The sequence below is a fragment of the Actinomadura chibensis NBRC 106107 genome, assembly GCF_001552135.1.
Classification (GTDB): Bacteria; Actinomycetota; Actinomycetes; order Streptosporangiales; family Streptosporangiaceae; genus Spirillospora; species Spirillospora chibensis.
Genome location: NZ_BCQP01000043.1, coordinates 40,646 through 59,717, shown reverse-complemented (window position 1 = coordinate 59,717; position 19,072 = coordinate 40,646). Strand labels below are relative to the sequence as shown.

The following is a 19,072-nucleotide window of genomic DNA, read 5'->3' as shown; positions in this document are numbered from 1 at the left end:
GTGTTGCCCCGGTTTCACGGACTCGCGGGTGAGGAGATCGGGCTCGACGGGTGGGTGGTTTCGAACTGTAACGGGCTCACGTAATCCAGGGCGGAGTGGCGTCGGTGGCGGTTGTAGAAGCCTTCGATGTACTCGGAGATCGCACTGGCGAGTTCGACGCGTGCTCGTGCCTGGGACAACACCCGCCGCCCCAAGCGGTGCCTGCTTCAGCGCGACGGCGAGTTGCGTGAGGTGGTTGCCGCCAGGCTTGTCGAGGGCTGGTCGCCCGAGCAGATCTCCGGCTGGTTGAAGGCCGCCTATCCCGAGCGAAAGGAGATGCGGGTGTCGCACGAGACCAATTACCGCAGCCTGTTCATCCAGGCCCGTGGCGTGCTGGCCAAGGAGTTGACCGCTCACCTGCGGCGACGACGTACGATGCGGCGTTCCAAGAAGGCCAGCGCCGCCGGCCTGCAGCGCGGCCGGATCCGCGATGCGGTCTCGATCCGGGAGCGCCCGGCCGAGCTTAGATAACGCTCCACATGTTCGGCGTAACCGGCCACCGCCGACGCCGCCCCCAGATGGTTCGCCAACCACCGCCCCAGCCACTCCGCCACCGTCAAGGGACTGCCCGTCGGCCCACGCAGCCGCCGCAACTGCCCCTCAGCCGCCTTCCGGGTGAGGAAGCCGCCCCGCCGGACTCGCCGACGGATCCCGCCCGGAGCGCTGCTCAGTTCCAGCCGCAGGTACCAGATTCCGTGGCTCGCCCCATCGCCAGCCGGGGGGCATCTGCCGCCCACCGCCCGGCCCGAAACCGGATCTCCATGCCCACACCGGCGGCACACGCCACCAGCACCCCGGCCACGTCCCATCCGACCATCGTGTGCTCCACCGGAACACCTCAGAAGGGACAAAACCACCTCAACCAAGCCAGACGTCACCAACGCCACCCGCTACGTCCACTCATGCACGACAGCCTTGAACCTCGTCACAGACAACCGGGCGGCTCAGTTCGCGCCGCTCCCTGCGTGCTGTCCCTGAGCGGTGGCATTCTGGTGCCGATGATGTGCAAGGTCCGTCTATCCAAAGCTGGGTGCATCTGTTCGACCGGGTTTCCGGGTTGAACGTCTTGCTCGATGACGTGCAGGTACGCCCCGAGCAGGTTTCCCGTGCCCCCCGTTACGTTTCGGTAGCGTTGACGAATGCCTGCGAGCTTCGCTGCGCCTACTGCTATGCGCCCAAGCAGGCTGCCGCGCTGGACGTGGACCGTGTGGTCGCCTGGGCGGTGGAGCTGGACGGTGCTGGATGCCTGGGCGTCGGTTTCGGAGGTGGCGAACCGACCGCTCACCGCGGGTTCGCCCAGCTCTGCGCTCGGGTCGCGGAGTCGACGTCGATGGCGGTGACCTTCACCACCCACGGGCATCGGCTGACCCCGGGCCTCGCCCATGCTCTGCGGGGGTCCGTGCACTTCGCGCGCCTGTCTGTCGATGGGGTCGGGGGCATCTACGAGCGGCTCCGAGGTCGGCCGTTCACAGCGGTGGTTTCCGCTGCCGCACTGCTTCGTTCAGTCGCTCCGATCGGCATCAACACGGTCGTGAACTCCGACACGATTGGTGTGCTTGACGATCTCGCCGAGTTCGCCGTCGACGTCGGCGCATCCGAACTCCTGCTGCTGCCCGAGCAGCCGACCGCGGCCACACCTGGTATCTCCGATGCCGATACAGAGCGCCTTGTTCGGTGGATACGCACTGCCAGGCCCGGGGTGCGGCTCGCGATCTCGCGTTCCGGGCTTGAGACCTCGGTGTCGGCCGTCGAGGTCATCCCAGGTGAACGTGCTTTGGATGCGCACATGCACGTTGACGCTACCGGCGTCCTGCGTCCCCACGCCTATGCGCCACAAGGAACGCTGATCGAGGGTTCCATCCTGGACGCCGTGCAAGCTCTGAGGGAGGCGGCATGAGGATCTGGCACAGCTACGGCTCGGAGCACTCGATGGATCTGGTTCTGATCGGGACGTTTGAGACGGTGGCCGGTGCGGAGGCGGCGATGGAGCGGATGGAGGCTTTGAAGCCCCTAGGCGAGGCCGAGTGGCCCGACAACGATTGGCGGCGCCAGGACGAGCGCATGCCCACCGCCCTCGCCGATGAGCTGATGAAGCTAGAGCTCTACGACATGGGGCGGTCCGATGTCGACATTTACGGCTACGACTACTCGATCGAACGCAACGGATCAACTGTTCGCATTCGGACCGAAGAGTCTGAAGTCCAGGGATTTTTGAAGGTCCTCATCCACCTTGGGGCGCGGGTCGAGGTGTTCTCTCGCCACGATTGGAACGAGGACGGAACGCCACGACCGAGGCAGGCAGCAGAGGCCGAGGGTGGATCTGACTGATCTGGAGCGCCTTCCTGGCGCCGCCGACAAGAACTTCGAGGTGCTCACCCGGGCGATCGTGTCCCGCCGCTACGGAGGGCTGGGCACTCTCCGAGAACGACGCAATCAGCCCGGTGTCGAGTTCTACCTGCGGATCGAGCACTCCGGAACACTCGGGGATCCGGGCCGAATATGGGGCTGGTCGTGCAAATGGTTCATCCTCGCCAAAGATCACGAGTTTACGGCGGGCCAACGCAAACAGATCGAGGACTCTGTCGATAAGGCGATCAATTACGTCGGCGGGCTGACCGACTTCGTGCTATGCCTTCCTCAGCGTCCGGCAAAAAAGGACGAGGAGTGGATCGATGGCCTTGGCCCCGCCCGGGGCATTTCCACGAAACTGTGGGCTGCGGAGAACTTCGACGCTGAACTCTCCGGGTATGACGAACTCCGCTCCACTTTCTTCGGGGAACTCGTCCTAGCCCCGGACACGCTTGCGAGGGCCCATAAGCGTTCTGTAGCACCGGTCGAGGCCCGGTGGGTGCCACGGCTGCATACCTCCCATCATGTGGAAGATCGGATCGACCGGCTTCTCCTGCGTCCTGCATCGTTCGGCTGGCTGTATGAGCGCGCCGAGGGCATCAACTTCCGAACGGGCGCGCTCCGGGACGCTCTCGCCGGCATCAGCGACGACGTGCGTGCCAACGCCGAAGAAATCGCCGATGACCTGGACCGGTTTGTCCGCGACCTGCGGGCGATCATCGATGCCGGACGAAGCCTCCGGCCGAACGAGGTTCGTGAGCGTATCGCCGACCTCCAGCCACCCGCCACATCACCGCGCGCTCTTCGCCGCTTCGTGCTCGAACTACGAAGACGGCGCCTGCCGGTGTCTCTGGCCGTTACCGGGCTCGGTGCGGAGATCCGTGACGTCGTCCAATGGCTGCGGGATACGCAAACGGACGCCCAGGCCCCATTGATCGCAGTCGTCGCCGCTGCCGGGCAAGGCAAAACGCATCTAGCCGCCCAGTTGACCGCTCCGGCTGACCGGCCAACAGCTGGGGTATTTATCCAAGGCGGACACCTGCAAGCCGGTGGAAACCTCAATGACCTGGCACGACGGATCGCTGGGCTGAGGGTCGAGCGCTTCGACGACCTCTTGGAGGCGCTGAACTCAGCTGGCGCCCGTGCTGGCTTCCGGATTCCCCTAATCATCGATGGGCTGAACGAAGCCGAGCGGCCTTCGCAGTGGCGTGTGCTCCTCGCTGAGCTGGCACCGGCACTTGGCGACTACCCGAACGTGATGGTGATCGTCACTCTCCGCGAGGTACTCGCAGCTCATGTCGTCCCGGACACGGCCACGATCATGGAGCTCGAGTGGTACCAGTCCGAAGCCAGAGACCTTGTTCAGGCCTACTTCAATGACTACCTGATCAACACTACTGATACCTGGCTACCGATCAGGATGTTCCGCAACCCGCTGTTCCTCCGCATGTACTGCGAAGCAGCAAACCACGATCGGAAGGAGCCGGTGGGGGCCGAGAAACTCCCAACCTCCCTGGTCGGCGTGTTCGAGCGCTACCGCCACGGCGTGACCCAGCGACTTGCCCAAGACCCCGCCCGTAGGACGGTGCCCGCTGACCAGATCAAGCGGCGCCTCGCCACGCTAGCCATGCGGATGTGGACGCGCCGCGTCCGCCGACTCCCGTCCGATGAGGCCAAGGCGGTCCTCGACGCGAACGAGAGCAACTGGGACGAGAGCCTGTTCCGGCGTCTAGAAGAGGAAGGGGTCCTCTTCCGCGAGGAGGTCGACGGAGGTGACGACACTCAGACCGGAATCCTGTTCGATCGCTTCGCCGGGTATCTCATCGCCGACGCGTTCCTTGAGCAGATGACCCGTGCCGAGACGGAGGAGCGACTCGCGGAACCGACCTTGTGGAAGTCCCTCCTCGGCGAAGGCGGCCACCCCCTTGGCGAGGACGTCGCCATCAACCTCGTCGGGCTGGTGCCCCGCCGGTTCACCACGCACCATCTCTGGCGCCTCGCCCCGGAACAGCATCGGTCGTGGGCGCTCGCGCAGGAACTCAACTCAGAGTCTGGATTTCTCGATGACGGTACGGTCGATGAACTCGCGACGTTGCTCACCACCACGGACTGGCGGCCCCCTGAGCCTCGCGGGTACGGGCGCCGACATCCGTTCGACCGACTCTGGGAGATCCGCAGATCCCCGGCGCACCGGCTGAACGCCAACTTTCTCGACCGGATCCTTCGCCTGGTGCCGCTACCGGAACGTGACCGCAGATGGACCGAATGGGTCCGCCATCGCACCGGTAACCCGCTCCAGGACGACATCGTGGACGACATCCAACAAGCGACCAGGCGCTGGAGCGAAACCCTGGACCGCCACGACAGCGACGATTTGGACGCGCTCGCGATGGCGTGGCTGCTGACATCCACCAATCACGACGTGCGGGATCTAGCGACGAAGGCACTGCAGCGCTACGGCCGCCCCGAGCCGAAACTACTGTTCGATCTCGCTACCCAGATGCTCGATGTGGACGACCCCTACGTTGTCGAACGCGTCGTCGGAGCCGCATTCGGTGCCGCCAGTGCCCACCAGATGCCAGATCCCGGTGGGCCGTTCGAGCGCGCGCTCGCCGGATGGCTCGTCGAACTACACGACCACTTCCTCACCGGCGGGTCAACCCCAACTTCCCATGAGCTGCTGCGCAGCTACGTACGGGCGACCTACGAGCTCGCCGGAACCTTGCACCCGGGTGCGGTCCCCAGCAGGTGCGATCCATTCGTGCTGACGTTTGCGACCAAACCGCCTGCATCGGTGATGGCCGACGACGACCCGAACGCCAAGGAAAGCGTTAGCACCTTCGGCATGGACTTCGAGAACTACGTGATCGGGTCCGCATTCGAGGACAGAGGAAACTACGACTTCGACCACGTTGACTTCCGTCGCGCCCGCGGCGAGGTCATGGCCCGCGTCTGGGAACTGGGATGGCGTACTGCGTTGCTAGGCGACATCGACCGGGCAATTGCCGAAGACTCGAGCCGGTTCGGGCGTGCCCGCGCGAAGGTGGAGCGCTACGGCAAGAAATACGGCTGGATCGCCTACTACGAACTCGTCGGCCGTCTCGCAGACGCAGGGCGTAACCGGGATCGGTGGTGCGTCGGAGGCGGGCGTCACGTGCAACCCGACATCGACCCGACCTTTCCTATTGAGCCACCAGCGGCGACCATCCAGCTTCCAGCGTGGGCCCCCACCAGCCCAATAGACAACGAGGTTTGGCTCCGGACCGGTGCCGTGAACGTGCCAGCGGAGCTGTGGTCGCCGGAAGAAATCCACGGCGTCACTGGGGGTTGGCTACTGGTCGAGGGGTTTCTGCAGCATCGACGTGAGGGACGAGCGGTATTCGCATTCTTCCGCACCCTCTTGCTGGACCCGGCGGATGTGGATCCCGCGCGTGACCTCGCCCGCGGGCTCGACTACCTCGGTAATCATTTCTTCCCCGAACTCCCGGCAATCCGGGGCGTGTTCGCAGGAGAGATGCCCTGGAGCCCAAGGTTCGCGGTGCACTTCGACGAAGATGACGCCTACTCGCGTCCGACGTTGCGTCACCGCCAGCAAGGCGAGGGCATCGCGCTGGGTCAGTTGGCCGTAACACTAGCGACCGGCGAAGGAGAGTCACCGACCGCCCTAGAGCGGTCCTACGACGTGGCGTCCTTCGAGTTCGCAGACCGATTCCGACTTCGTCAGCTCCCCGGCACCCTGGATCTCGTCGGCTTCGACGGTAGATGCGCCTCAGCAACCTTCCGCACGGAAGAACCGTGGCGCGGACACCTGCTGTTCCTCCGCCGTGACCTGGTTGACGACTTCGCCGAAGACCGTCAGATCATGCAGGTCGCCTGGGGCGAGCGCGAAGTGACCGTCGACTGGCGCTCGGTGCCTTCCTGGATCCATGACGTGCATCAGACCTTCGCGCACATGTGGCGTGAAGTCAGGGTGCTCGATAAGCCCGAACCACCACTCGGGTTTCCCCCAAGGCCAGCTAGTTGAGAGACCACCGAGTCACCGCCCCAATCGCTCGGCCAGTTCGGCTGGGCCGTCTGTACCGTCCCGATGATCGATACATGTTCATGGATGGGCCGCGGCGACAGCATGTCGGTTCGTTGTCGGCTCGGCGGTTTCGGGAACGGGACGCTGCGACATCGGGCTGCACCGCAACGGGGTGGATGCGGACAAAGCGGCGCAGCACGGCATTGGACCTGTCGGGCTGCTACGTCGGAAGCGCTCTTGATCCGTAGGTTGCGTGTTCGAGTCCCACGCAACCCGCCCCGACTGACCAGGGTCGACGTGGTACCGCTGGCGGTAGTGCGGTTTTGGGGATGGATACGTGCTTGCTTCCCGGTGGGTGAGCCGATGGAATTGCTCGGTGGACACGCAGCTTTCGTTCCCCAAGCTCGTCACGGCGCTGGGAAGGGTGGGCTTCTCCGGCGTCCCGCAGGCTGCATTCAAGGTTGCCGATGGCGGGCCTCTCTTCGTCCCTCCGACCATGGTGCTACGGGAGGAGTATCTGGGGCCCGGCGGGCTTGAGGCACCGGTGGTCCTGGTCTCCGCGCGCGGCGCGGCTGGCAAAAGCCGCACGGCCGAGGAACTGTCGTACCGGCTGGGGGCACCACTGTGGAAGTTGGAGCAGGACAAGGCCGTCAGTGGCACGTCGCTGTTCTATGTCCTTGGGCAGTATCTCGGTTCCGCAGACGTACCGGGGACGCTGGCGCAGCAATCTAGCCCGATGATCCTGATCGACTCGTTGGATGAGGCTCGGGCCCTGGTGTCGGGAACCTCCTGGGCCGATTTCGTGGAGTCGATCGCGACCGCACATCAACACGGCTGCCGGTTTGTGCTGTTCGGCCGGGAGCGTACCCTCGATGAGGTCTGGTTTGATCTGGCTGATGCGGATGTTGAAACCGCCTGGCTGGAGATTTCCCACTTCGGACCGCAGGAGCGCTGCGCCTACGTCGATGGCGTGGTGAGTCGGCGGTCGGGGTCGACCACGCTGGAGGGCACCTACTACCGGGCGGCCCGGGATGCGGTCTTGGACTCGGTGGCCGGGTCGGTGTCCGGCCAGGACGCCGAGACGTTCGCAGGCTATCCCCCAGTCCTTGACGCGGTGGCGGCGGTGCTGCTGCGCGAGGACAACCATTACGCGCTCGCGCAGAACTTCGGCTCGACGGGCCAGGGCACTGACCGTCTTATCGAACTGCAGCGCGTCCTGGAGGATCTGCTGAAGCGGGATCAGGACAAGATGGCCAAGCTGGCCGACGAAATCGGCCTGGACCCCGCCGTGGTCTACCCTCCCGACGAGCAGCTGCGGTGGCTGTGTCACGACCTGGAGAACGGGCCGGAACCCGACCTGGCGCACATCACCGACCTCAAGATCCGCCGCGAATATCGGGAGAAGATCCGCTCGTTCGTGGCCGACCACCCCTTCCGCAACGAGGGCCGCTGGGCCAGCACGGTTTTTGCCGCCTACACCGCCTCCCAGCTCCTCGGGTCGCTCATCAATGGCCAGCGCCTGATCGAGATCGGCAACAACTCCAGTCTGCTGTTTGACCTGGTTGCCCTCCAGGATGACCCGATGATCGACGACTGGGCGTTTGCGGCCCTGCACGCCTCGATCACCGCCGGTGAATTCAGCGGAGCCCTGGCGACGGTGACCGCGATCGAAACCGACGACGGCTACTACGAGGTCACCATGAGCCTCCAGAAGGCGGACGCACCCTACGAGAAGACCTTCACAATGATCCCCGAGACCGAGCAGGTCTTGCACCTGCATGGCCCGGTGGAAAACCTGACTGTCTCGACCTCGGCAACGCTGGAGATCCCCGCGCGCCGAACCCCGGTCGTGCTCGGCCCCGACGTCTTCCTCCACTGCAGTACCCTAACCATCAAGGGGATGGCGGTTGAGTTCGCTCATCGCGTGGGGCCGGCAGCCGATAACGGCGGCAGCGACGGCATGGTGACGATCGAGGTGGTGAACCCCGGCCTCGACCTTCCTCACATGATCACCAGGGAGCCGCGGAATGGGACCTTCGAACTGCGGGTCCCCGAGGGCACGACGCTGCACTATCCCTGGGTCGGCTACAGAGCGACGTTGGAACTTCCTCACAAGATCAACGCCAATGACCGTGCGGTCCGGTTCCTAAATATGTTCATGAACCTCACCCGTGCGCACGGTCACCGAGGCGAGCGCGGGACCTTCATCCACAAGCTGCGAGGACGTCAGGCCCTCAAGGGCACCGACTTCCAGGCCGCTGTCCAAGTCCTACAGACCCGCGGCATCGCGCGCCTGGACGGTCAGATGATCTATCTGCGCAAGAAGCACGAGCCGTACCGCTTCAGCGGCAAGGCGATCGACGGCCAGCGTCTGATCCAGGACGTCTGGGACCACTGGGGCCCGGCCATCGACGAGATCACCCAGTGCATCGACCGCCAACGGTAAGCCTTGCGCATGCCGAAAGGCTACGTCCACGCAGGTCAAGCATCATGTTAGTACCTCGGCAGCTCCCCCGACCGAACCATGGAAGTACGAACGGGCCCACCCCGAGCCCGTCCCAGGGCACCGACCAGCATCTGGCCGCTCTCGAACTCTTTCAAACCACACAGCTCCGCCGACGAGGTCCCCGACCTGCGCGACAAGGACGCTGCACCTCGCCGCAGCGGTCAATAAAGGTGTGCCGACCGGCCGCCGCGGGGATGTGGCGGCCGGGCCCGTGATCGTTGATCACGGTGGACAGCGGGCACAACCGGTGGTCTGCGGTGTGCTCAAGGAAGACCTCGATCTACATGACGCGGGCTGCGCTGCGGGAACCTGCGGGGCGCGCACCCTGTACCTACCGAAACTCCGTCCGTACAGGTCAGGCGAGGCCACCGTCGAACAAGCCACGCGATCAACAACAGCCATGGCGGCTCGTTGTCAGCTCGGCGGTTCTGAAACGAATCGGCATGCAGCAACATTTGACGGCAGGGAAATCGGGCGAGATGCGGACAATTCGGCATACAATGACACCGTGAAACCCGTTTCGACACGACAATTTCAGACTTTTAATCCGTAGGTTGTGGGTTCGAGTCCCACGCAACCCACCACCCCCCACCTGGATGAACCGAGAAAGTGTCCGGTTTGCTGGGTGCCTGGCCTGCTTACTTTGGCCCGAGTGGTTGCTGCGGCGGTGGCTATTGGCGTTTGAGGAGGCCGGTCAGGCCGGCGACCACGGCGGTGGTGAGCACCCATCCGGCCGTGATGAACGCCCAGGACCAGTACATGGCGGCACCGTGGGCCCGCCAGGCCCTCTGCTGGCCGAGGTCCACGATCGGCAACAGGACATCGAGGGTGTAACCGAGTGCGTTGAATCCCGAAGTGTTGGCGTCGACGGGTGTCAGGTCGTGGGGGTGGGCGTCGTTGAAGATCCAGGTGCCGAGTACGAGCAGGCCGAGCAGCCAGACGGCGGCCAGCCAGGTGCGGTAGCCGTAGCCAACGGTCAGGAACAGCAGCCAGTTCACCGCCTTGCCCGCCGGGTTGAGCGTTACGCGGCGTCGCCGCTGCGCGGCGACCGCGACATCGCGGGCCGCTTGCTCCTCTCCGGCACGCCGGTAGGCGGCGGCGAGCTGATCGTAGAGCTGCGCCGCATAGCCGTCGGGGTCGCGGGCCAGCCAGTCGAGCCGGGTACGGACATCGGCCTTGTCACTGCGCAGGCCAAGACTGTCGTAGGTGAATCCGCGCAGATGGACCGAGGCGGGCCAGGTCGTCGGGTCATCTTCGAGGATCCCGACGTGGGCGTTGGTGAGGTCCACACCACCCTCGGGCCGGTGGCGAGGCAACAGCACCAGGGCTAGTGCGGTGGCTCCCTCGAAATCCAGGGCCTGGCGGCCCGGCTTGGTGAGGATGGAATCGGACAGGTCGAAGTAGCCGTCGATGCGGGCCCCGGCCAGCAGCAGTTCTCCTTCTGCCCTGAACCCTCCCCGGCAGTGCAGGCCACCACCGGCCGACAGTCGGAAGGCGTACAGCGCCCAACGGCCCGGGTTGATCAGCGTGGCGGCTTCGAAGGAGAGCAGGCCGCCGACGCGGGCGCCGACCAGCCGGACTTCTCCCTCGGCGGTGAACCCGTCGGTGGCGTGAACGTCCCCGTCCGCGACGAGACCGTCGGCGTTCAGCGCCTGCCCGCCGGGGTTGGTCAGGTGGGCGCCGGCCAGCACCAGCACCCCGCCGACGCGCGCGCCGGGAAGGCGTACTTGCCCGTCCGTGGTGAGTCCCTCGCCCAGCACGCCGTCGTCGACGGTGAGTCGATCGGCGGTCAGCGCGGTGCCACCCGGGTTGGTCAGGTGCGCGTGCCCCAGGTCGAGTCGGCCACCGATGCGGGCGCCGGGCAGACGTATCTCGCCGTTGACGGACAGGTCACGGCAGAACATGTCATGGCCGACCGTGAGCCTGGCGGCCGCCAGCGCATCGGTGCCGGGGGCGTTGAGCCGAGCCTGGGTGAGGTCCAGGGTGCCGCCGATCGCGGCACCGCGCAGGTGAACCTCCCCGTGGACCGTGAATCCGTCTCGGCCGTCCAGATTGTGTTCGACGGTGAGGCCGTCAGCGGTCAGAGCATGCCCGCCCGGGTTGGACAACCGCGCGCCGACCAAGGAGAGTCGGCCACCGATGCGGGTGCCGGGGATGTGGATTTCGCCGGTGGCGGTGAAGCCGTCCCGGCACCACATGTTCTCGGTGACGGTGAGCGCGTCCGCCCGCAGCGCATGGCCGCCCGGATTGGTCAAGTGGGCCGCCTTCAACGACAGGCTCCCACCGATACGGGCACCGCCCAGAGTGACGGCCCCCTCAGCGGTGAGGCCATCGAGGACGAGGTCGCCGGTGGTGCACAGCTGGTCGGCGGCCAGCGTGGGCACCTGGCAGCCGGGCAGGCGGATCGCGGGCGCGGAGGCCCCGCACAGGTTAACCGGTTGCTCGAAACGGCAGTCGGCCAACAGCAACGGACAGGCCAGCTCGACCGCCTCCAGGTCCAGTTCGCCGGTGATGAGGGCGCCACGCAGTTTCACCGCCCGGATCCGGCCGCCCTCGGTGGTGTGTCGCCCGGTGAGCAGAGCGATCAGCACGCCGGCCCGCACGGTCCGCTCAGCCCCCCAGGCGGCCGCGTGGGCGGGATCGTCCCGCTGAACATCGCCGGTACGCAGGTCAACCAGCGTGCCGGTGACGGCGGCGTGCAGCAGTTGTCGTTCGGCGGCGCCCAACTCCTCGTCACCGAACTGGGGGTCGACATGCGGTCCGGTCATCGCGATGACGCTCCTTGGGAGGCTTCAACTGCTCGGCTGCTCGGCGGCCCCATGGGCCCGCCCCGCGCGGAGGAACCTACGCGCCTGCGCCGCCCGCTGCCGCCAGCCCGCGTCAGCAATCCCGATCAGCCGTCACCTCTTCGACCACATCGGCATCACCGATCTGGCCACCCCTACAAACCACTCACCCTCACTCCAGCGATCACAAACTCCAGGGAGTTCCCGCAACCGACCCCAGCCGAACTCGCCGCTTCGCGGCGCGGCGACGATGGTGGCGGCCCGCGCCTGTCCGGCGACTTCTTCATCCGCCTACACGACGCACGCCCGCCATCGCGCCGACGGGACGGCCCTGGACCAGAGGTGGTCGGAGCAGCGTTGCGCGGCGCACTGGGGCGACCTGGCCCGCCCGGACGCCTTCGGCCGCTGGACCGAACCCGGCCCAGGCGGCACGCCCGCGCGCTCGACTTCTTCCTCGAACACGACACCGGCACCGAAACCCTCGCCCGCGTCGCACGCAAGCTCGGCGGCTACGCCGACCTCGCCGAGGCCACCGGTACTACCACACCCGTCCTCGTCTGGCTGCCCAGCCTCGGACGCGAGATGGACCTGCGCGCTCTGCTCGGCGCTCCGGAGATCTCCGTCGCCACCGCCGTCCACACTCTGGCAACCGGCCGCCGGGACCGGACGAAAGCATCGGCTCGCCGAGCTCGCGACCTTTTGGGGACCGATGGAGACGAGGCGACGCGTTCTGGCCCCGACCGCTATGCGACCCGCGGGACGCTTGTTCTCCGGATGGCCGAGGCGGCAGGCTGTCAGCCGAGGAGAAGGGGGCCTGCGATGGAGCGAGCCGACGCGATGGTGCTGTTCGGGATCACCGGGAATCTGGCGTACAAGATGCTGCTGCCGGCGTTGTACCAGCTGACGGCGGACGGGGTGCTGGACGAGCCGATCGTGGGGGTCGCCAAGACCGACCTCGACCTGGACGGGCTGCGAAGCCGGGCCCGCGAGGCCTGCGAGGCCAAGCACGACAAGGTGGACGACGCGGCGTTCGAGAAGTTCGCCGAAAACCTCCGGCTGGTCGCGGGCGACTACAGCGACGGCGCCACCTTCGACGCTATCCGCGGCGAGGTCGGCGACGCGGGATTCCTCACCCACTATCTCGCGGTTCCTCCCGCGCTGTTCGCGACGGTCGCCGCGGGCCTGGCCAAGGTCGGCCTGAACAGGAACGCGCGGATGGTCGTCGAGAAGCCGTTCGGCAAGGACCTGGAGTCGGCGCGGGCGTTGAACGCCGAGTTGCTGAAGTTCTTCGACGAGGACCATCTGAGGCGCGTCGACCACTTCCTCGGCAAGGAGCCGATCGAGGACCTGCTGATGTTCCGGTTCGAGAACATGCTCCTGGAGCCGATCTGGAACCGTCACTACGTCGACAACGTGCAGATCACGATGGCCGAGGACTTCGACGTCGCCGACCGTGGCTCGTTCTACGACGCCAATGGCACGATCCGCGATGTCGTCCAGAACCACCTTCTGCAGATCCTCGCGCTCCTGGCCATGGACACGCCGCCGTCGACCGACGCACGCGCCTTCATCGACGAGAAATGGCGGGTGCTGCGCGCCGTCGAGGCCGTCACGCCCGGCGATGTCATCCGCGGCCAGTACGACGGCTACCTCTCCACCGAAGGCGTCCGCGAGGGATCGACCACCGAGACCTACGCCGCGCTGCGCCTGCGCATCAACAACTGGCGCTGGGCCGACGTCCCGTTCTACATCCGCTCCGGTAAGGCACTGGGCACCACCGACCTGGAAGTGGTCGCGCAACTCCGCACTCCGCCCATCGGTTTTTTCGACGGCGCCCCGGAGCCCAATCTGATCCGTTTCCGCATCCAGCCTGACGCGGGGGTCACATTCGACCTGCTCGCCAAGGTCCCCGGGCGTGACAGCACCCGGCAAGTCCCGCTCAGCGTGGACTTCACCAAGGTCCTGGGCCCGATGGAAGCGGCCTACCAGCGCATCCTCACCGACGCGATGACCGGCGACCCCCGCCGCTTCGTCCGCTTCGACCTGGCCGAAGAATCCTGGCGCATCGTCCAGCCCGTCCTCGACCTCCCCACCCAGCCCCTCCCCTACGCCAAAGGAACCTGGGGGCCGGACGAAGCCGCCACCTTCGTTCCCGGTGGCTGGCACGAAATCTCCACCACCTTCGACTGACGCGCACGGGCCTGAATATGGGCCCGAGGGTGCTGCAATGACGATGCCGACGTGCGTTCGATTCTCAATGGTCACCGGTGACCGAGGCCAGAAGAAGCCGCCGACATTTTTGGACGCTTTTGTCGTGCCGTTGACCCGACATGGGGGGAATGGGCACAAGGGAGCGCGTTTGTCGGCACGACTCCTTTACAAGCCGGAAGGGCCGATGCGCCGGTCCCACTACGATCGTGGCGTGGCACGCTGTAGGAGGTCTCCGTGCGAACGCTGATGAACGTTCTGTGGCTGGTGCTGGCCGGATTCTGGATGGCCCTGGGATATGCGCTTGCCGGGGTGATCTGCTGCATCCTCATCATCACCATCCCGTTCGGGATCGCGTCCTTCCGGATCGCCGGATACGCGCTCTGGCCGTTCGGGCGGACGACCGTGCCGAGACGGGACGCGGGCGCCGCCTCCGTCCTGGGCAACGTCATCTGGATCATCGTCGCCGGATGGTGGCTGGCTCTCGGGCACCTCACCACCGGGGTGCTGCTCTGCATCTCGATCATCGGCATCCCGTTCGGCATCGCCAACTTCAAGCTGATCCCGATCTCGCTGATGCCGCTCGGCCACCGGATCGTCCCTACCGGCGACCGCACGTCCTTCTGACCAACCCTCGCGCGCGTCCTTCACCGGTCGGCGCTCGGCTGACGGGCGACTTCGGGTGGGGCGGCGGGCGGCGATCTCGCGGGTCCTGAGCGAGACGAGACAGTCAGCGCCCCCCGGAGCCGCCAGGGGCAGGTGATGCCGCCTCCAGGTGGGCGCGGGCAGAGACACTCTTCGGTCCAGGTCGACCAGAGGCCGGAGGGCATGCTTCGGGCTTGCCGCCATGGCCCCGACACCCCGGCGAGCGAACCGCAACAGACGATCTTCGAAAACCTGTGGTGATCGGGGTAGATATTCGCGGCGGAGTGGGGTAGAGTTCCTGTCATCGTAGAGGAACAAGTCCATGAGACGCGGCAGAGGACGAACTGCCCGGTGAGATGGATCGCGCGGACCGGGCGTGCTGGGGTCGACGCAGTACCAAGGACCCCGGCGCCGGTCTGCGCACCCGGTGGCCAACGGGCCGCCGGCAGGTTGAAGGTAGTGAAGGAAAGAACGCAGGTAAGAGGAACACGGAAGGAGGGCCTCGGCACCACCGGGATCGCCCGTCGCAGGCTCCAGTCACGCCGCGCGGGTACCGCGATCCACACGTTCGACAGTGGTTCCGCGGTCACGCATCCGCGATCCCCCGCATCCCGGGCCTTCCGCGCCCGGTGCGGACAAGGACCGGCCACAGCGCCGGATAGTTGGTGTTGTACCTCATGGCCCCGGCGCTGCATTTTGGCGCCGGGGCCCCGTCATTTTTCGGAACACATCCGGCACACGCCCAACGCGCGCCCCCCACAGACAGTACGGAAGGTTTTGTGAGAGCAGCTCACCCGATTCAGACCGGCGCCGACCCAGCGCACGGTCCCACCCAGCCCGGACCGGCACCAGACGACGCTGACACCGACACAGGCAGCGAGCCGGAGACCGGGTTGGACGACAAGCTGGACGATGAGGACTACCCGGCTTACAGCATGGGCCGGGCCGCCGAGATTCTCGGGGTCACGCCGGGGTTCCTGCGCAGCCTGGACGCCGCCAAACTGTTCGTCCCGCAACGCTCGGCCGGTGGTCACCGCCGTTACTCCCGCTACCAGCTGCACCTGGCCCAGCGCGCCCGCGACCTGGTCGATGAGGGCACCGCGCTGGAGGCGGCCTGCCGCATCATCATCCTTCAGGACCAGCTCACCGAAGCCCAACGCATCAACGCCCAACTGCAGAAGCGCATCGACCAGGGCCCCGAACGGGACTGATCCCGCAGCGACTACCGACGCTTGCACCAGCGTCCTGTTGGACCTCCCGGAGCGACGCGGCAGGCCCTGAGCCGGTGCTGTGACAGAGCGGCCGTGCCGAGCGGGACCAGGACGGCGGCGAGGTGCTCGACGGGCTTCGAGCTGAAGACCATTGCCCTCCGCCAGCGGCCCGCGCGGCGGCTGGCGGTGACCGGACCTACCGGGCGAAGGATCCTGCGAGGTCCGCCCCATCCGCGCCGATGAGTTCGCGGAGACCAGGAGGTCTACGTCCCTGAGGACAACGATCAGGAGGTCTCGATGGGCGTCGTGGTGCTGCACAAGAGCATGTCGTTGGACGGCTTCGTCGCCGGACCGGACATCGGCGCGGAGCATCCCATGGGCAAGGGCGGCATGCGGCTGCACGAGTGGATGTTCACCGACCGGCCCGACCCGCGCGACAGGGAGGTCGTTGCCGCGATCTCGGCTTCGGTCGGCGCGGTCGTGGTCGGCAGGCGCACGTTCGACGTCGGCCTGCCCCACTGGCAGGACACCCCCTATCCGGCACCTACCTTCGTGCTCACCCACCAGGCCCGCGACGAACTCGCCATGAAAAGCGCCTCGTTCGCCTTCGTCACCGACGGTATCGAAACCGCCCTCAAGGCCGCCCGGGAGGCGGCCGGTGACAAGGACGTGATCGTGATGGGCGCCCAGACGGGACGGCAGTTCCTGAGCGCCGGGCTGCTGGACGAGATGCAGATCAACCTGGTGCCGGTCATGCTGGGCGCCGGAACCCGGCTGCTGGACGACCTCGGACACATCGAGCTGGAGCGCACCCAGGTGATCGCCTCCGACGCGGTCACGCACCTGCGGTTCCGGGTCGTGAAGTAAGGGAGGCCCGGCCACGCCACAGCGGTTCAGGGGGTCAGCAGATGCGGGGGAGTTGTTCGCCTACGAGCATGTCGACGACGCGGACGCCGCCGAGCAGGGTGCGCATGTGGACGCGGCCGGGGTGCTCGTCGGTGAGGGTGCCGATCGCGCGGGCCTCGGCGCCCTCGGGGCGGGCGCGCATCGCCCGCAGGACGGCGTCGGCCGCGGCCGGTGCGACGAAGGCGACCAGGCAGCCTTCGTTGGCGACGTGCAGCGGGTCCAGTCCGAGAAGCTCGCAGGCGGCGGCCGCGGGGCGCGGGACGGGGACGGCGTCCTCGGCGATGTCGACGCCGACCGACGAGCTCTCGGCCAGTTCGTTGAGGGCGCTGGCGAGCCCGCCCCGGGTGGGGTCGCGAAGGGTGTGCACGTCCGGTCCGCCCGCGTCGAGCATGGCGGCCACCAGCGCGTGCAGCGGCCTGCTGTCGGAGGCGATCTCGGCCTCGAAGCCAAGGCTCTCCCGGGCGCTGAGGATCGCGGTGCCGTGGAGCGCGATCGGTCCCGACAGCAGGACGGCGTCGCCGGGACGGCCCCGGGCGGCGGAGGGCGCCGCGTCCAGCCGGCGGACGCCGACCCCGGCGGTGGTGACGTACAGTCCGTCCGCGGCGCCGCGCGGGACCACCTTGGTGTCCCCGCTGACGATCGGGACGCCGACCAGGCCCGCCGCCCGCGCCGCCGACGCGGTGACGGCGCGCAGCTCGGCCAGCGGCAGGCCCTCCTCGATGATGTAGGCGAGGGTCAGCGCGACCGGCCGGGCGCCGCGCATGGCGAGGTCGTTGACGGTGCCGTGCACGGCCAGGGAGCCGATGTCGCCGCCGGGGAAGAACCGGGGCGTGACGACGAAGGAGTCGGTGCTGGTCACCACTTCGGCGGTGCCGGTGTCGACGACCGCGGCGTCCTCGGTGACGCGGTCCGCGCCCAGCTCGGCCGCGATCACGTCGTGCAGCAGCTCGGCCATCAGGCGTCCGCCGGAGCCGTGGCCGAGCAGGACCCGTTCGGTCTCGGCCGCCGGTGCGGGGCAGCTCAGGGCGGTCGGATCGGTCATCGTGTTCTCCCGGCGTTGTGGAAGGCGGCGCAGGTGCCCTCGCTGGACACCATCGGCGCGCCCAGGGGGTGGCGCGGCGTGCACCGCGTGCCGTACGCGGCGCAGTCGGTGGGCAGGCTGGTCCCCCGCAGGATCGCGCCGGCGATGCAGTCGGCGTTCTCGGCGGAGTCGAGCCCGCCGACGGCGAAGCGGCGTTCGGCGTCGAAGTCCGCGAACTCGGGGGCGAGCGACAGGCCGCTCGCCGTGATGGGGCCGATGCCGCGCCATGCCCGGGTGGTCACCTGGAACACGCGGCGCACCGCGTCCTGGGCGGCGGTGTTGCCGGAGCGGCGCACCGCGCGGGCGTACTGGTTCTCGACCTCGTGGCGGCCGTCCTCCAGTTGCCGGACGGCCATCAGGATCCCTTCGAGCAGGTCGAGGGGCTCGAACCCGGTGACCACGATGGGCACCCGGTAGCGGGCGGCGATGGGTTCGTACTCGCTCCAGCCCATCACCGCGCAGACGTGGCCCGCGGCCAGGAACGCCCGCACCTGGTTGTCGGGCGCGTCGAGGACGGCGGTGATCGCGGGCGGCACCAGCACATGGCTGACGAGCATGGAGAAGTTGTCCAGGCCGAGGTCGCGGGCGCGCAGCACGGCCATCGCGTTGGCCGGGGCGGTGGTCTCGAACCCGACCGCGAAGAACACCACCTGCCGGTCGGGGTCGGCGGCCGCGAGGCCGACGGCGTCGAGCGGGGAGTAGACGACGCGCACGTCCGCTCCCCTGGCCCGCAGTCCGAGCAGGTCGCCGCGTGTGCCCGGGACGCGGAGCATGTCGCCGAAGCTGGTGAAGGTCACCTCGGGGCGGGCGGCGATCGCCAGGGCGCGGTCCAGGGTCTCCAGCGGGGTGACGCAGACCGGGCAGCCGGGGCCGTGGATCATGCGCACCTCGGCGGGCAGCAGCTCGTCGATGCCCTGCCGGACGATGGTGTGCGTCTGCCCGCCGCACACCTCCATGATCGTCCAGGGCCGGGTGGCGGCGGCGTGGACGTCGGCGAGCAACCGCCGGGCCAGCACCGGGTCCCGGTACTCGTCGAGATATCTCATCCGGCCCTCCCGGACGGGTCGCCGCCGGCCAGCTCGGCGCTCAGCGCGTCGGGGATGGCGTTGAGCACCGCCAGGGTGCGGGCGGCCTCCTCCTCGTCCACCGTGCTGATCGCGAAGCCGACATGGACGATGACGAAGTCCCCGACCTCCGCCTCCGGCGTGTAGGCGAGGCAGACCTCCCGGCGGACGCCGTCGAAGTCGATCACGCCCATGCGCGGGTAGGAGTCGTCGGCCTCGACGATCCGTCCCGGAATGCCCAGGCACATGCCGT

The 19,072-nt window shown here is 67.4% G+C and carries 13 protein-coding genes and 1 pseudogene; 9 read left to right on the top strand and 5 right to left on the bottom strand.

Going from position 1 to position 19,072, the window contains the following annotated elements:
• Positions 1-14: 14 nt before the first annotated feature.
• Positions 15-164, bottom strand: a pseudogene (locus ACH01S_RS42555) (IS3 family transposase); the annotation flags it as partial.
• Between ACH01S_RS42555 and ACH01S_RS24995 the strand changes: the two are divergent.
• The 5 genes from ACH01S_RS24995 to ACH01S_RS24975 all read left to right on the top strand — a co-directional run bounded on the left by ACH01S_RS24995 (position 127) and on the right by ACH01S_RS24975 (position 8,858).
• Positions 127-510, top strand: a complete 384-nt coding sequence (locus ACH01S_RS24995; protein WP_067896190.1) for a hypothetical protein — start codon at positions 127-129, stop codon at positions 508-510. The pseudogene ACH01S_RS42555 and the gene ACH01S_RS24995 sit on opposite strands and share 38 nt — an antisense overlap.
• 559 nt (positions 511-1,069) lie before the next feature.
• The gene (locus ACH01S_RS24990) at positions 1,070-1,936 is read left to right on the top strand and encodes a radical SAM protein (RefSeq protein ID WP_169809344.1); all 867 of its coding nucleotides are present in this window, start codon (positions 1,070-1,072) and stop codon (positions 1,934-1,936) included.
• Positions 1,933-2,367, top strand: a complete 435-nt coding sequence (locus ACH01S_RS24985; protein ID WP_067896183.1) for a DUF6375 family protein — start codon at positions 1,933-1,935, stop codon at positions 2,365-2,367. Before ACH01S_RS24990 ends, ACH01S_RS24985 begins: the two co-directional genes overlap by 4 nt.
• A complete protein-coding gene (locus tag ACH01S_RS24980; protein WP_067896180.1) occupies positions 2,354-6,412 on the top strand; it encodes an NACHT domain-containing protein in 4,059 nt (1,352 codons plus the stop codon). Before ACH01S_RS24985 ends, ACH01S_RS24980 begins: the two co-directional genes overlap by 14 nt.
• A 376-nt stretch (positions 6,413-6,788) precedes the next feature.
• On the top strand, positions 6,789-8,858 hold the full coding sequence (locus ACH01S_RS24975; RefSeq protein ID WP_067896177.1) for a hypothetical protein: 2,070 nt from the start codon (positions 6,789-6,791) through the stop codon (positions 8,856-8,858).
• Between the two features lie 731 nt (positions 8,859-9,589).
• Here ACH01S_RS24975 and ACH01S_RS44585 read toward each other — a convergent pair.
• Entirely contained in the window at positions 9,590-11,686 is a 2,097-nt protein-coding gene (locus ACH01S_RS44585) for a hypothetical protein (RefSeq protein ID WP_067896172.1), read from the bottom strand.
• Positions 11,687-12,061: 375 nt separating this feature from the next.
• On the opposite strand from ACH01S_RS44585, the gene zwf reads away from it, so the two are divergent.
• The 4 genes from zwf (at position 12,062) to ACH01S_RS24945 (ending at position 16,635) form a co-directional block, all read left to right on the top strand.
• Positions 12,062-13,894, top strand: a complete 1,833-nt coding sequence (zwf, locus tag ACH01S_RS44575; RefSeq protein WP_187414053.1) for a glucose-6-phosphate dehydrogenase — start codon at positions 12,062-12,064, stop codon at positions 13,892-13,894.
• 267 nt (positions 13,895-14,161) lie between these two features.
• On the top strand, positions 14,162-14,539 hold the full coding sequence (locus ACH01S_RS24955; protein ID WP_218010390.1) for a YccF domain-containing protein: 378 nt from the start codon (positions 14,162-14,164) through the stop codon (positions 14,537-14,539).
• Positions 14,540-15,492: 953 nt separating this feature from the next.
• Positions 15,493-15,768 carry a MerR family transcriptional regulator gene (locus tag ACH01S_RS46160; protein ID WP_083981114.1) on the top strand — a complete coding sequence of 92 codons (276 nt, stop codon included), beginning with the start codon at positions 15,493-15,495 and terminating at the stop codon, positions 15,766-15,768.
• A 297-nt stretch (positions 15,769-16,065) separates the two neighbouring features.
• Positions 16,066-16,635: a dihydrofolate reductase family protein gene (locus ACH01S_RS24945; RefSeq protein ID WP_067896156.1), complete on the top strand. Its 570-nt coding sequence runs from the start codon at positions 16,066-16,068 to the stop codon at positions 16,633-16,635.
• Positions 16,636-16,669: 34 nt separating this feature from the next.
• Here the strand turns inward: ACH01S_RS24945 and hypE are convergent, their stop codons facing one another.
• From hypE to ACH01S_RS24930, 3 genes are read right to left on the bottom strand one after another with little or no spacing between them, the layout of a single operon-like run.
• Positions 16,670-17,716, bottom strand: a complete 1,047-nt coding sequence (hypE, locus tag ACH01S_RS24940) for a hydrogenase expression/formation protein HypE (RefSeq protein WP_067896154.1) — start codon at positions 17,714-17,716, stop codon at positions 16,670-16,672.
• Positions 17,713-18,801 carry a hydrogenase formation protein HypD gene (gene hypD, locus ACH01S_RS24935; RefSeq protein WP_067896150.1) on the bottom strand — a complete coding sequence of 363 codons (1,089 nt, stop codon included), beginning with the start codon at positions 18,799-18,801 and terminating at the stop codon, positions 17,713-17,715. Before hypD ends, hypE begins: the two co-directional genes overlap by 4 nt.
• A complete protein-coding gene (locus tag ACH01S_RS24930) occupies positions 18,798-19,067 on the bottom strand; it encodes a HypC/HybG/HupF family hydrogenase formation chaperone (RefSeq protein WP_067896292.1) in 270 nt (89 codons plus the stop codon). Before ACH01S_RS24930 ends, hypD begins: the two co-directional genes overlap by 4 nt.
• Between the last annotated feature and the right edge of the window lie 5 nt (positions 19,068-19,072).